Source organism: Agromyces mediolanus (assembly GCF_023715325.1).
In the GTDB taxonomy this organism is placed as follows: Bacteria; Actinomycetota; Actinomycetes; order Actinomycetales; family Microbacteriaceae; genus Agromyces; species Agromyces mediolanus_A.
In genome coordinates this window covers 187,996-202,331 of record NZ_JAMBNX010000002.1, presented here as the reverse complement: position 1 = coordinate 202,331, position 14,336 = coordinate 187,996, and the positions used below count along the sequence as shown (strand labels likewise).

10 protein-coding genes are annotated in these 14,336 nt (G+C 69.2%); 7 read left to right on the top strand and 3 right to left on the bottom strand.

The window, feature by feature from the left end; genetic code table 11:
- Positions 1–22: 22 nt before the first annotated feature.
- Positions 23–3,172 (bottom strand): CDP-glycerol glycerophosphotransferase family protein, encoded by a 3,150-nt coding sequence (locus tag M3147_RS04675; RefSeq protein ID WP_251202318.1) that lies wholly within the window; start codon positions 3,170–3,172, stop codon positions 23–25.
- Positions 3,173–3,380: 208 nt separating this feature from the next.
- On the opposite strand from M3147_RS04675, the gene M3147_RS04670 reads away from it, so the two are divergent.
- From M3147_RS04670 to M3147_RS04650, 5 genes are read left to right on the top strand one after another with little or no spacing between them, the layout of a single operon-like run.
- A complete protein-coding gene (locus tag M3147_RS04670; protein ID WP_308201048.1) occupies positions 3,381–4,811 on the top strand; it encodes a bifunctional cytidylyltransferase/SDR family oxidoreductase in 1,431 nt (476 codons plus the stop codon).
- A 23-nt stretch (positions 4,812–4,834) separates the two neighbouring features.
- Positions 4,835–6,196 carry an O-antigen ligase family protein gene (locus M3147_RS04665; RefSeq protein WP_251202316.1) on the top strand — a complete coding sequence of 454 codons (1,362 nt, stop codon included), beginning with the start codon at positions 4,835–4,837 and terminating at the stop codon, positions 6,194–6,196.
- Between the two features lie 16 nt (positions 6,197–6,212).
- Positions 6,213–7,487: an O-antigen ligase family protein gene (locus M3147_RS04660; RefSeq protein WP_251202315.1), complete on the top strand. Its 1,275-nt coding sequence runs from the start codon at positions 6,213–6,215 to the stop codon at positions 7,485–7,487.
- A 24-nt stretch (positions 7,488–7,511) separates the two neighbouring features.
- Positions 7,512–8,384: an ABC transporter permease gene (locus M3147_RS04655; protein ID WP_251202314.1), complete on the top strand. Its 873-nt coding sequence runs from the start codon at positions 7,512–7,514 to the stop codon at positions 8,382–8,384.
- Entirely contained in the window at positions 8,368–9,114 is a 747-nt protein-coding gene (locus M3147_RS04650) for an ABC transporter ATP-binding protein (protein ID WP_251202313.1), read from the top strand. Before M3147_RS04655 ends, M3147_RS04650 begins: the two co-directional genes overlap by 17 nt.
- A 58-nt stretch (positions 9,115–9,172) precedes the next feature.
- On the opposite strand, the gene M3147_RS04645 is transcribed toward M3147_RS04650, so the two are convergent.
- Entirely contained in the window at positions 9,173–9,373 is a 201-nt protein-coding gene (locus tag M3147_RS04645) for a hypothetical protein (RefSeq protein WP_251202312.1), read from the bottom strand.
- A 31-nt stretch (positions 9,374–9,404) separates the two neighbouring features.
- Positions 9,405–10,934, bottom strand: a complete 1,530-nt coding sequence (locus M3147_RS04640; RefSeq protein ID WP_251202311.1) for a class I SAM-dependent methyltransferase — start codon at positions 10,932–10,934, stop codon at positions 9,405–9,407.
- 160 nt (positions 10,935–11,094) lie between these two features.
- On the opposite strand from M3147_RS04640, the gene M3147_RS04635 reads away from it, so the two are divergent.
- Together M3147_RS04635 and M3147_RS04630 are read left to right on the top strand one after the other, a co-directional pair.
- Complete coding sequence (locus M3147_RS04635; protein WP_251202310.1) at positions 11,095–12,315, top strand: hypothetical protein; 1,221 nt, start codon at positions 11,095–11,097, stop codon at positions 12,313–12,315.
- 56 nt (positions 12,316–12,371) lie between these two features.
- Positions 12,372–14,303, top strand: a complete 1,932-nt coding sequence (locus M3147_RS04630) for a glycosyltransferase (protein ID WP_251202309.1) — start codon at positions 12,372–12,374, stop codon at positions 14,301–14,303.
- Positions 14,304–14,336: the final 33 nt, after the last annotated feature.

The window sequence follows — 14,336 nt, the reverse complement described above, 5'->3', positions numbered from 1 at the left end:
GTCCCCGCGCGCCTCGATCGTTTCACCCGGTGGCGTCACCGCTCGGGGTGGGCGGGTTCGCCGCATGCTGCGCCGACGACGGCTGCGCCGGACGCCGTGGCATCAGCCCGGCGAGGCGACGCCCGAAACGTTTGGCCACCCGACGGAACCCCACCTCGCGCTGCAGCCGGAACAGCCTCGGCGCGAGCCCGGTGGAGCGCTTCATGCTGATGGGGAACGACCTCGTGATCTCGCCCATCGGCCGCCCCCGGAGGAAGGCCACGAGATCCCGGAGCGTCAGCACCGGCGCGAACTCCCGCTCGGTGCCTCCGAGTTCGACGGAATCGCGCAACGGGGCGATGAGGTCCACGTAGTCGACGAACCCGGGCTGCGTCCGGTAGTGCTCGAACCCGAAGCGGAATCCGTCGCGGGCGAGCTGCGCGCGGTCGAGCGCCGGCAGGGCGAGGAGGTCGCACGCGAACTTCGGCAGCATCCGTTCCATCGCGTCGAGCAGGGTCGCGTTGTACGCGCGGGGCGTCGTCCGGGCCACGATGCGCCCGTCCACCCGCTCGTACCCCTCCGTCGTTCCGTGCGGCAGGTTGGCGAAGAGCGCCTCGATGAGCAGGAGCGAGTACGAGGCGGAGGTGTAATTGTGGCGCTCGGCGGACGTCGCCGAGGGGTAGATGCTCCGCGCATAGTAGAAGGGAGCGCCGGTGTCGACTCCCATCGATCCGAAGAGGCGCACCAGGCAGTCCTGCGTGTAGCCGCGCCCCCAGTACTCGACGAACGCGAACGACTCCGTGAAGTCGATCTCCTGCGCCAGGTAGGCCGTCGTGAGGACACGGTCCTCCTCGGCCAGCGCCTGCAACCGCGCCCGGTACCTGCTCGACGCGCGCATCGTCTCCACGATCGACGCCGCCGTCCCGGCGTCGAACCGTCCCACCCGCCGGTGGCGCTCGAACTCGGGGAAGAGCCGGAGCAGCTCGTCTTCTTGCAGTCTGGAGGCTTCGACGAGGCCCGCGAAGGTGCGGATCCCGCCGAAGCTGCCGTGCGGCGCGAACGTGTCGTCGTCGATGCCGTCGAGCTGGGAGGCGAGCCGCCAGGCGCGACGCGAGCCGTAGATGTAGCGCGTCTTCAACGGGAGCCCGAGCGTCTCGATGCACTGATCGGCGATGCGGTGCAGGAGATGGCCGTCGCGGGAGATGAAGTACAGGGTCTCGTACCCACGGGCCACGGCGTCCTGCACCGCCCACAGCACGTAGGGAACGAGGTAGAGCGCGCCGGTGCGGTACGCGAAGAGCTCCGCGCGCGTGGGCTGGGTCAGTCGCTGTCCGCGCAGCATCCCGGCGAGGAGGTGGCCGTCGTAGGATCCGACGGTCTGGATGAGCGACCGCTCGTACGCATCGAGCGTCGTGGCCGGGATCTGGACGGTCGTGATGCCGAGCTGCGCAGCCATCCGGATATCGGCGTGCGCGTTGTCACCGGTGTGGATCCACCGTTCGAAGTCGTAGCCGAGATCGACGAAGGCCTTCACGTACAGGTGCTTCGTCGATTTCTGCACGCCGTACTCGCTCGAGAGGTAGAGCGGCAGCGCCGCGAGCACCGGATCCGCGCGCTCGAGCATCCGTCGGATGACCGGGCGCGGGAGATACATGTCGCTGATGAGCACGACCCGCTCCCCGGCGTCGACGAGCCCGCGAACCTGTTCGACGACGACGGCGTCGGGGACGACGTCACGGACCTCGTACTCGATCTCCCAGGCCATCAGGCGCTCGATCTGACGATGCTCCAGATCGAACACTCGGCCGATGCGCTCGTAGATGCCCTCGAGGCTGATCTCGAACTCCGCGGTAGCGGCGCGCAGCGGATCCTTGCGGCGCCCTTCGCGAACCGCGGCTTCGCTCTGCTGGCGCACTTCGACGAAGCGCTGCGCGAGGAACTGGGGGAAGTCGTCGCCAGCTCGAACGATCTCGCGGCGCACCGCATGAAAGATCGAAGCGGGGGTGACGCCGCGGCGATGCAGCACCGTGTCGAAGATGTCGAAGCTGTGGAGCGTCGGCAGCGGGATGTCCCGGACCTGGAAGGCCAGCGCGTGCTCGACGATGCGGTCGAGCGAGGCGTCGTCGTCGTACGACCAGAACTGCGCGCGAAGCGCATCGAGGTCGGTCTCGGGCACGGTGTTGTCGCCCTCGAGCGCCACGAGGAGTTCCTCGAAGCTCCTGGCGAGCGTCCCCCTGGAGAGCTCCAGGTAGTCGAAGCCCGGCTCGAGCGTGCCCGGCTCACCGAGATCGTAGGCGTACCTGATGTACGAGCGCACCCCGGCGGCGACCAGGTCGTAGTGGATGGAGGAGTAGTCGACGATCGCCGTGTCCACCTGATCGAATACCTCGTAGACGTCGAGCGCGTTGTCCCAGAACAGAAGCCGAGGATGGGACGCGTATCTGCGCTTCAGCTCGACATAGGCTGCATCGTTCACGAGATGCGGGTGCATCTTGAGGATCAGCAGCTGGTCGCTGCGTTCGAGGACCTCGATCACTCGGTCCAGGTCGGGAAGCGCCCGAGTGATGAACCCGGCATTGCCGCCGACCCGATGCGTCGGAGCGTAGAGCACGATCCGGGTCTGCTCGCCGAGGCCCTTCGCCCGCCGGATGCCGTGGTCGAAGGTGGCGAGTCCTCCGTGGAGCCGGCGATACGTGTTCTGCGGGTACCCGGCTCGAATGATCTGCGCCTCGTCGAACCCGATCTGATCTCGGAAGTGCTGCTCCATCAGTTCCGAACTGACGAGGAAGAGCTGAGTGTCCCGGTAGGCCTTGTTGTTGCGAACGTACTTGCCGACGATCCGCGGCATCAGCACGCCCGTGGTCATCGCGCGCTCGACGCGCTTCACCCCGACCCCGTGCCAGAGATTCAGGAGGACCACGCCGCGGAGCGCCTCGGGAATGCGCTCCTTCACCTGATTCACCACGAAGACACCGGCGGACCGCTGAATGCGGAGGCTCTCGCTCCCGGTGAACAGCAGCGCCTGGTAGCCCGCACGGCGCACCTGCTTGACCACACTCGACGAATCGGAGATCCAGTAGGCGTCGATATCAGGCCGATGCAGCGCGACATAGGCCAGCAGCCACTTCGGGTTGCCTGCGTACTCCGCTGCGTTGAACAGCCAGATTCGCCTGTTCCGTGCTGATTCTGCCACGCGTTCCCGCGCCTCCTCGTCACCCGCGACCACTCGTCGCATCAGATGGATCAGCAGTGGGCCCCACCGCCTCGACCGCGATGCGATCGGAGCGAGTCTAGTATCCCAACGAGCAAGCGGAGATTCGACTCCATGAACGGCGCCCGCTACCATCGAGTGAGCTCGCACCACGCAGGTGTCGCCGGTTCACGCGCGGTTCAGAGATTCACTGCGTGAGACTCATCCGAAGGAGTGGTTCCCGCTGAAGACGACCGCTGTCGTACTGGCCGGAGGGGTCGGCACCCGTGTCGGCCTCGGCATGCCGAAGCAGCTCATCCGCATCGCTGGAAAAGCCATCGTGGAGCACACGCTCGAGCGCCTCGACGCGAACCCGGCGATCGACGAGATCCTCGTCGTCATGAACGCCGGCGCCATCCACGAGCTCGATCATCTGCGCGACGACGCACGGTTCACGAAGCTCGTCGACATCATCCCCGGCGGCGAGACGCGCAACGACAGCACGAAGGCTGCCCTCGCAGTGCTCCCGGCGGACGGGAAGGTGCTGTTCCACGACGCGGTCCGCCCGTTCGTCGACGACCGCATCATCGACGACTGCATCGGGGCCCTCGACGAGTACGAGGCGGTCGACACCGCCATCGCCTCCGCCGACACGATCATCGAGGTCGACGACGACTCGGTGATCGCCGGGATCCCGAAGCGAGCGAGGCTCCGCAGGGGCCAGACGCCGCAGGGTTTCCGACTCTCCGTCATCCGCCGCGCCTACGAGCTCGCGGCCGACGACCCGGCCTTCGCCGCGACCGACGACTGCGGCGTAGTGTTCACCTATCTCCCCGAGGTGCGCATCAAGGTCGTCGAGGGGACCGCCGAGAACATGAAGGTCACCGAACCGCTCGACCTGCACATCGCCGACAAGATCTTCCAGCTGCAGTCCGCCTCCTTCGCCGCGCAGGCGAGCGACACCGAACTGCCCGATCTCGACGGCCGCTCGGTCGTCGTGTTCGGCGGCAGCTACGGCATCGGTGCCGCTATCGCGGAGCGGGCACGCCAAGCCGGGGCCACCGTGCACGCGTTCAGCCGGAGCACGACCGGCACCGACATCGGTTCGCGGAAGACGGTGCGACGAGCCCTCGCCGAGGCGGCCGAGTCGGGGCCGATCGACTTTGTCGTGGTCACCGCGGGCGTGCTCACGATGTCCGACCTGACGCGAACCTCGAAGAAGCGGCTCCGACGCACCGTCGACACGAACCTCGTCGGGCCGGCCAAGGTCGCGCAAGAGGCCTACCCGTATCTGGAGGCGTCGGGCGGCCAGCTGCTGCTCTTCACCTCGAGCTCCTACACGCGTGGTCGCGCCGGCTACAGCATGTACTCGGCGACGAAGGCCGGCGTCGTGAATCTCACCCAGGCCCTCGCCGACGAGTGGGCCGATGCCGGGGTCTCGGTCAACTGCATCAACCCGCAGCGCACCCGCACTCCCATGCGCGTCCAGGCGTTCGGCGACGAGCCCGCGGGGACGCTGCTGGACCCCGACGAGGTGGCCCGGGTCTCGCTGGCCGTGCTCGACTCCGGTCTTACCGGCCAGGTAGTCGACGTCCGGGTGCAGCCGGCCGCCCCGCCCGTGCGCCGCACCGTGGGGAGTTGAGCCGCCGCGCTACGCTTGTCCGCATGACTCCGGCCCGGCGCGACACGTTCGTGGGCGCGTACGCGACCTTCGCGTTCTTCACGCTGTTCGCCGGGCAGTTCTGGCGGAATCTGCTCGGGTGGTGGGGCTTCGGAGCGATCGCGCTCCTCGTCGTCCTGGGCGGCGTCTGGCTGCTCCTGGCCGAACGGCCGACGTGGAGCTGGCGGCGGGTCCCGAAGTCCACGCTCGCGTTCGCGCTCATCGCGACGATGTCGATCGCCTGGTCCGCCTATCCGGCGTCCTCGGCGCTCGGCGTCGCACTGGCGCTCGTCACGATCTTCGTCGGCGTCGCGCTGGCGACCGCACTGAGCTGGAATCGCATCGCGCGCACCCTCGGCGGCGCCCTGAAGTGGGTCCTCGCGCTCTCCCTCCTCTTCGAGCTCTGGGTGGCCGTCTTCATGCGGGCACCGCTGCTGCCGAACTTCCCCGACTTCGAGGTCACCGGCGAGAAGCTGCCGATGGCGTTCTACTGGTCGCGCGGGCTCCTACTCGGTGGCGGCCCGATCGAGGGCATCGTGGCGAGTCGCAACCTCCTCGCGATGGTCGCCCTGCTCGCCGTCATCCTGTTCGCCACCATGCTCGCCGCAGGCAGCGTGCGTCGCGGCCCCGGCGTCGCCTGGCTCGTGATCGCCCTCCTCACGCTCGCGCTCACCCGTTCGGCGACCGTCATCCTCGCGGGCGTCCTCGTCGCCGCCGCCCTGGGCTTCGCGATCTGGGCGCGGCGGGTCGGACCCGAGCGCCGCCGCGGGGTCTATGCCACCGCGCTCGGCGCCCTCGTCGCCGGCGTGACCGCGCTCGTCGTCGGCTGGGACCTCCTGCTCCGCCTGTTCGGCAAGGGCGAAGATCTCACCGGCCGCCTCGACATCTGGAACGCGGTCATCGGGATGGCGATCGAGCGACCGTGGTTCGGCTGGGGCTGGATCGGCTACTGGATGCCGTGGGTGCCGCAGTTCGAAGACCTCGCGGTGCGGAAGGGCGTCACGTACCTGCAGGCGCACGACGCGTGGCTCGACGTGTGGATGCAGCTCGGCGTGCTCGGCCTCCTCGCGTTCGTCTCGATCGTGATCGGGGCCCTCTGGCGCAGCTGGTTCCTCGCGGTCGACCCGCCGATGGACGCCGTCGGCCGCCGCCTGCCGCACACGGCGGCCTCCCTGGCCCCGCTGCTCCTGCTCGTCGCGCTGATCGGGCAGAGCTTCGCCGAGAGCCGGCTGCTCGTCGAGGGCGGGCTCGCCCTCCTCGTCGTGATCGCCTGGTCGACCAAGCGCGGCCAGTGGCAGCCCGAACCGATGCCGGCCGAGGCGCCGCCCGTCCCGGCGCACCGACTCCCGCCCCGGACCGACGCATGATCGGGAGCGCCCACCGATGACCGAGCGCCCGGCCGTCGCGGCGCTGCGCGAATTCGCGGGCTCCGCCCGCTTCGCCCAGGCGCTCACGCTGATCGCGGTCGGCCTCGCCTTCTCGACGCACGCGATCCGCAGCCTCGTCGGCTGGCCCGGTCTGCTCGCGGCGCTGACGGCGCTCATCGCCCTCTGCGGCGTCTCACTCGTCGCGAGGTGGCGCGCGGTCGAGTGGTACGGCATCCTGCCCCTCACGATTCTCGTCTTCGTCGGCTGGTGCGCCGCCTCCGTGATCTGGAGCGCGACCCCTGCGCGGAGCGTCGCCGGCGTCGCCTACCTCGTCGCCTTCACGGTGCTCGGCGTGTACGTCGCGCTCATGCGGGACACGATCCAGATCGTCCGGGCGTTCGGCGATGTGCTGCGGGTGCTCCTCACGGTGTCGCTCGTGCTCGAGGTGCTCTCGGGCCTGCTCCTCGACCTGCCGATCGTCTTCCTCGGCATCAAGGGCGACCTCGCCTCCCTCGGCCCCATCCAGGGCCTCTTCGGCTCCCGCAACCTCCTCGGCTTCGTCGCCCTCATCGCCCTGCTCACGTTCGTCATCGAATGGCGCACGAAGAGCGTCCGTCGCGGCCGGGCGATCGCCTCCTTCGTGCTGGCGGCGGGATGCCTCGTCCTCTCCGGGTCCCCCACCACCTGGATCGCGCTCGGCGCGGCGCTCGTCGCCACACTCGCGCTCTACGGCCTGCGCCGGGCACAGCCGGCGACCCGCCGCAACTGGCAGCTCGCCCTCATCAGCACGGGTGTCGTCGCGGTCGTCCTCGGCTGGGCGTTCCGGGTGCAGATCATCGAGGCGCTCGACGCGCGCGGCGAGTTCGACGTGCGGCTCGACGTGTGGCGGGAGCTGTCGCGCTACCTCAACACCAACCCGATGCAGGGGTGGGGGTTCGTCGGGCCGTGGCCGGACCGGATCCCGTACACCTGGATCGAGGTGGCCACCGGCCGCCCGCACGAGTCCGCGCTGAACGCGTACATGGACGCGTACTTCCAGGTCGGCGTCATCGGCGCGCTCCTGCTCGTCGCCCTCGTCGGCGTCGCCCTGGTGCGGGCGTGGCTGCTCGCATCCAACCGCCGCAGCGTCGTCTACGCGTGGCCGGCGATGATGCTCGTCGTGATCGCCGTCACCAGCTTCGCCGAGAGCTTCGCACTGCTCGAAGGCGGCTGGATGCTGCTCGTCGTCTGTGCGGTCAAAGCCGCGCGGGACATGAGCTGGCGCGATGCGCTGGCGGTGGGCGCGCGCTGAGCGCGGCCGACTAGAATCGTCGGGATGTCCGAGCCGCAGTCCTCCGCCGATCTGTCCGGCTTCGTCGTCCCCGGCACGAGCCGCGGCATCGCGGACGTCTTCCGCTACCGCTATCTGCTGCGGCTCCTCGTGCGGAAAGGGGTGCTGACGCGCTACCACGGCTCCGTGCTCGGGTGGGCCTGGTCCTACGTCAAGCCGACCGCGCAGTTCTTGATCTTCTACGTCGTGATGGGCGTGTTCCTGAACCTGAACCGCGGCATCGAGGGGTTCCCGATCTACCTCTTCTCGGGCATCGTCGTGGTGAACCTCTTCAACGAGGCGTTCGGCAACGCGACCAAGTCGATCGTGAACAACAAGGCGCTGGTCAAGAAGATCTACCTGCCGCGGGAGCTCTTCCCGATCGCCGACGTCTTCATCGCCTTCGTGCATTTCCTCCCGCAGCTGAGCATTCTCCTGGTGGTCTGCCTCTTCGTCGGCTGGGTGCCGACCGTCGTCCAACTGGCCGGTGCGCTGCTCGCCATCGTGATCGTGCTGCTCCTCGCGACCGGCCTCGGCATGATCTTCGGCGCCGTCAACGTCTCCTACCGCGATGCGCAGAACCTGGTCGAGCTGATCCTGCTCTTCGCCACGTGGACGTCGCCGGTGCTCTACTCGTTCACCATGGTTCGCGACAAGGCCCCCGCGTGGCTGTTCGACCTCTACATGGCCAACCCGCTGACCGCCGCGGTGGAGCTGTTCCATTCGGCGTTCTGGTACCCGACGACCTCCGAGCTCGCCGAACGTCCCGAGCATCTGTGGCTCTTCGCCGGCACGGGCGTCATCGTCGCACTCGTGCTCCTGCTCGTCGGGCAGCTCGTCTTCAGGAAGCTGGAGGGCCGCTTTGCCCAGGACCTCTGACGCCGCACCTCGCATCATCATCGAGGGGGTGCGCAAGACGTATCGACTCCAGCACACGCACTCCTTCAAGGAGACTTTCGTCGCGTGGCTGCAGCGCAAGCGCATCTCGACGAGCTTCGAGGCGCTCGACGAGATCGACATCACCGTGGGCGAGGGCGAGTCGATCGCGCTGCTCGGCTACAACGGCTCGGGCAAGTCGACGCTCCTGAAGCTCGTCTCCGGGGTGCTTCGGCCCGATGCGGGACGCATCCTCACGCGGGGGCGCGTGGCCGGCCTCATCGAAGTCGGAGCCGGCTTCCATCCCGACCTCAGCGGGCGCGAGAACGTGTATCTGAACGCCGCGATCCTCGGCATGTCGAAGGACGAGATCGACGCGAAGTTCGACGAGATCGTCGACTTCTCCGAGATCGGGGAGTTCATCGACACCGAGGTGAAGCACTACTCCTCCGGCATGTTCGTTCGGCTCGCCTTCTCAGTGGCCATCCACACCTCGCTCGACATCCTCCTCGTCGACGAAGTGCTGGCGGTCGGCGATGCGCCGTTCCGGGAGAAGTGCAAGACCAAGATCCGCGAACTCGTCGCCGCCAGGAAGACGCTCTTCATCGTGAGCCACGACCTCGGTATGGTGGCCGAGCTCTGCGAACGCGGGATCGTGCTGCAGCGCGGCCGCGCGATCTTCGACGGGTCCGTCGACGAGGCGATCGCCGCCCTCAAGTCGTCGAACCGGTGAGCGTGCCGCGCTCCCGTCGCCACTGCGCGCGCCGGGCGGGGCGACACGGCGGCGCAGATCAGCGCGCCGCGTCCTCGCCCAAACGCTCGAAGACGAGGTCGTAGAGCTCGGCTGCCCGACGGGCCTCGGAGCGCAGTTCGTCGAGTTCGCGTCGGACCTCGGTGAGCTCTCGCTCGAGCCTGGCGACGTCGGGAGCGCTCGATGCGGGACGGGGCTTCCGCCCCGCCAGTCGAGAAACCGCCCGTCGGAGTCTGCTCATCGGGTCCTCCAAAGGTTCGTTCCGAATCCGGTCATGCGTGGTGCCTGCGCTCGATCACCACGGTGGCGAATCTGCGCACCCCTGCGCTCGTGCGACGATACTCCTGGCCGATCACCTCGAAGCCGAGCCCGAACGGCTCGATCTCCTCACTGAGCCAGTCGAGCGGAAGGTGCCAGGTGTCCGGCCGCTCGTGCTCGTATCGGAGCGACGGGTTGACGGGGAACGACGCCAGTACGCGCCCGCCGGAGCCGAGCACGAGCTGGAGGAAGCGGTAGACGTTCTCGCGGGTGGGTCGCGTCAGATATGCGAGGACGTCGCTGAGCAGCACGTTCGGCTCGACGCCGGAGGAGCGCTCGTCGGCGGCCGTCCCGATCAGGTCCCGCCGGTCGGCGGCATTCACGCGTCGCACCTCGAACGAGCCGCCCGACATCCGCTCGGCGGCCTTCACCGCGGCGATCGCGTAGTCGAGGGCGAGCACCCGGTGGCCTCGTTCCGAGAGGTACCGCGCGTTGGCTCCGGTGCCGCAGCCGAGATCGATCACCCGGGTGGCGCGCGGCAGCAGCGCATGGAGCTGTTCGGCGTCCGCCTCCCAGGAGACGGGGCGCCGGTTCAGCCACTGCTCCCAGAAATGCCGGTTGAGGTCGTACACGCCGAACCAGTTCTCGAACCGTCGTCGCGTGGTCGCCGGGGTGCGGAAGCGGAACGCCGGGTCCGGCGTGCGCCAATCCGGTCCGTAGCAGAGCTCGAGCCAGCGTTCGGGATCGGCGACCGCCGGAAACTCCCGACCGGCGAGGTGAACCGCGCCGAGCGGGAGGATCGCCTCGACCGGCAGCTCGCCGCGCACGGCGATCGGCTGGTGATAACGCCCCTCGTGGTGGAACCCGAGGAACACGTCGACGTGCGCGTCTCCGGCGTGGTCTTCGACGGGAATCTGCAGATGCGCGTCGCTGTGGCGGATCACCCGGCGCCCCGCCCGCTCGAGCGCGCGTTGGATGCCGTACGAGGCGAGTGACACCTGCTCGGGTCCGACCTCACCGAGATAGACGACGACGTCGACGTCGTCGTCGCGCTCGAGGATCTCGCCCGCCCGCACGGCGCCGAGCAGGGTGCCTCCGGTGACGCTCGTCGTGTATCCGGCATCCTGCAGCTGCCGGATGACTCCGTCGAGCTCGTGCAACAGGAGGAGGTGCAGGCTCTTGCTCGGGGCGGTCGCGAGCTTGCCCCATTTGTCCACCACGAGCGCCGCCGCGCCGACCGCACGCAGGTCCCAGCCGGATCTGGACTCACCGAACGAGTACCGGCCCGTCGCGAGCACCTCGCCGTTCGGGGAACGGACCTCCGCCTCGCCGTCGCCGCGGAGGTAGGGGCGCAACGTCCGGGGCCACACCACCCGCTGCGTTCGCGGATTCGGACGCTCCGTCCGCCCCGACCACATCCGGTGGCCCTCGACGAAGAGGTCGACGTCACGCCGAGGATCGCTGCTCGGAGCGGTCCACTCGAGCCACCGTCGTCGTACGACCAGTTTGCGCGGACCAGCCGGGTTCGCGGGCTGAAAAGACATCGGACCTCCGTTCCCCCGTCCGGCAGCCCTCGCCGTCACCCGATCCAGCAGCCAGTCTAGAGGCGCGAGCGGACCCACGCCAACGCACCGGACGGTCGGGTGAGGCAGAATGGATCGACCGCCCGACCCGGGCGCCACCGGCCCGAGGAGACCACCGCGGATGAGAACACGGACCGCAGTGCGCTTCGCGGGCGGCTACGGCTTGTCGGTCGTCGTCTCCGGCGTGGTCAGCCTGGCCGTCATTCCGACCGTGATCATCGCGGCCGGCGACCGCGCCTGGGCGGCGATCGCCGTGGCCCAGGCCGTGGCCGGCTTCGCCTCGGTCCTGGCCGTCTACGGGTGGGGCGTCGTGGGCCCGACCAGGGTCGCCGCGCTCGAGCCCGAGCGGCGAGGCGCGTACTTCTACGATTCGCTGCTCAGCCGCATGTGGCTGGCCGTCGTCATCGTCCCCATCGCCGTGCTCATCGCCGTGGCGCTCGTCCCGGGCTACCCGCTCTTGGCGGCGCTGACGGTCGCGAGCGGCACGCTCGTCAGCCTCGGCGCCGGATGGTTCTACGTGGGAGAGGCGAGCCCCCTGCGGTTCCTGCTCCTCGACACCGGGCCCAGGACGATCGGCACGGTCGCGGGTGCCGTCGTGCTGATCGTGACCCGTGACGCCGTCTGGTTCGCCGCGCTGCAGCTCGCCGGAGTACTCGCGGCCGGGCTGCTCTCGTCCTGGGACATCCTCCGAAGGTACCGCGGATGGACTCCCGGGATCTCGGTAATCCGAGCGATCCGGGGGCTGCGCGGGCAGGCGGCCCCGGTGGCGATGTCCGCGACCTCCTCGGTGTACCTCAACGTCCCGATCGTCCTGGTCGAGGTCTTCCTCCCCCAGGCCACGGCCGCCTACGCGCTCGCCGAGCGGATCGTCCGGCTTTCGCTCTATGCGACCCGCCCGGTGGTCCAAGTGGCGCAGGGATGGGTGCCGAACCCGGACGAGCGCGTGATGGCGCGCCGTGCCGCCCGCGTGACCGTGCTCGCCGTCGTCATCGGCGGGGCGGGCGGACTCATGTACGCGCTCGCCGGGCCATGGATCGGTGACCTGCTCTCGGGCGGGACGCTGGCGATCACCGTGGCGCTCGCCGTCCCGATGGCGATCAACCTCGCCGCGATCCTCGCATCCCAGCTGACCGGGTTCGCCTGCCTCACCGCGTTCGGCATGGACCGGGTGCTGGCCTCCAGCACCATCGTCGGGGCGATCGTCGGCACGGCGCTCATGACGCCGCTGCTGTTCCTGCTCGGGGCGCCGGGGGTCGCCTGGGGCCTCGCGATCGCCGAGCTGTGCGTCCTCGGCGTCCAGCTGCTGCGGCTGATTCCGCGACTGCGCAGCGCGGCAAGCTAGGCTCGTAGCGGCCCGATCCGCTGGCCGCCTTTCGACTCCGGAGCACCGTAACCGCCGTGGCCAATCACTGGACTGAACTGCAGCACGTCGTCTTCCCCCAGGATGCGGATCCCGACGTCCTGCCGCTGTACGTCGACTCCGACGTCTGGGCGTCCATCGGCGGGCGCGAGGTGCGGGTGAGCGACCGGGCGCATCTCGACGACGTCCTCGGGCGCACGAGCCTGCGCGTCGCCTCGGGCGAGCGGACATCGCTGGCGAGCTACTTCAACGCGTTCCCCGCGTCGTACTGGCAGCGCTGGACCGTCGTCGACCGCGTCCGCCTGCGCGTCGCCACTCGTGGCGGTGGAACCGTGCTCGTCTACCGCTCGACGGCTCAGGGCGTTCCCCAGCGCGTCGCATCGGAGGCGGTGAGCGGGGACGCGCAGACGATCGTCGAACTGCCGGTCACGTCGTTCGGCGACGGTGGGTGGTACTGGTTCGACCTCGTCGCCGGGAGCGAGGATCTGGTGCTGCTCGACGGCGCGTGGGAGACCGATGTCGCACCCGTGCGCACCGGTGGCGCATCGATCGGCATCACGACGCTGAACAAGGCGGGGTACTGCGTCGAGACGCTCGACGCCATCTCCGGCGACGCGGCCCTGTCGGAGCTGATCGACCGGATCTACGTGATCGACCAGGGCACCGAGCTGCTCTCCGACCACCCGGCCTTCCCAGGGGTGGCCGGCGAGCTCGGGGATCGACTCCGTGTGATCCGACAGGCGAACCTCGGCGGATCCGGTGGGTTCTCGCGCTCCATGTACGAGACGGTCGATGCGGACGAGAGCGGTTCGCTCATCGTGCTCGACGACGATGTGAAGATCGAGCCCGAGAGCATCGCCCGCGCCATCCGCTTCTCGAGGTTCGCGGCGCGACCGGTCCTCGTCGGCGGTCACATGTTCGATCTCCTCAACCGCCCGGTGCTGCACGCCTTCGCGGAGACGATCGAGAGCGTGCCGTTCGTTTGGCGGGCCCAGCCGCACGACGAGGTGCCTCACGACTTCCGGCACAGCAATCTCCGGCAGACCCGCTGGATGCACGCCCGTATGGACGCGGACTACAACGGCTGGTGGTTCTGCCTCATCCCCGTCGAGGTCCTGCGCACGGCGGGCTACGCGCTCCCCGCCTTCATCAAGTGGGACGACGCCGAGTACAGCGTGCGCGCGAGCGGTCTCGGATACCCGACCGTCACCCTCCCGGGCGCTGCGCTCTGGCACGTCTCCTGGCTCGACAAGGACGATTCGATCGACTGGCAGGCGTACTTCCACGCCCGCAACCGCTTCGTGGCGGCGCTCCTGCACTCGCCCCATCCCGGTGGGGGCTCGATCACCGAGGACAGCCAGCGCTGGGACCTCCGGCATCTCCTCGCCATGCAGTATTACCCGATCGAACTGCGGCATCGCGCGTTGCGCGAGATCCTGCGCGGGCCGGAGCACATGCGGGCGGAGCTCCCGACGATCCTGGGCACCCTGCGGGAGATCGCCACGGCGTTCCCGGAGAAGACCGTGCTCCGCGGAGCCGAAGCCCCGGCCCCGGTCCAGGGCAAGCGGGTCTATCACTCCCCCGACGGCCGGCCCGCCAAGGGACCGCGTGGACCACGTCTGGCGCTCTTCACGATCCGGATGGTGCTCCGACAGGCACTGACCGCGCCGCGGCCCGAGTTCGTCCGTGCTCCGCAGGTCGAACTGTCGAAGCGGGACGGGACGTGGTTCCGCCTTCCGAAGTTCGACAGCGCCCTGGTCTCGACGGCGGACGGCGGCGGGAAGGTCCGATACACGAGGGACCCGCGAACCTTCCGACGGCTCCTGCGCGAAAGTCGACGGCTGCACCGCCAGCTGAAGAAGCGCTGGCCGGAACTGTCGCGGCGATACCGTGACGCGCTGCCCGAACTGACCTCCGCCGCGGGATGGGAAGAGCTCTTCTTCGCCGGCGAGCCCCGGGACCGCGACTGACGGCCTCGTCGCACCGACCGCTCAACGCTCAGC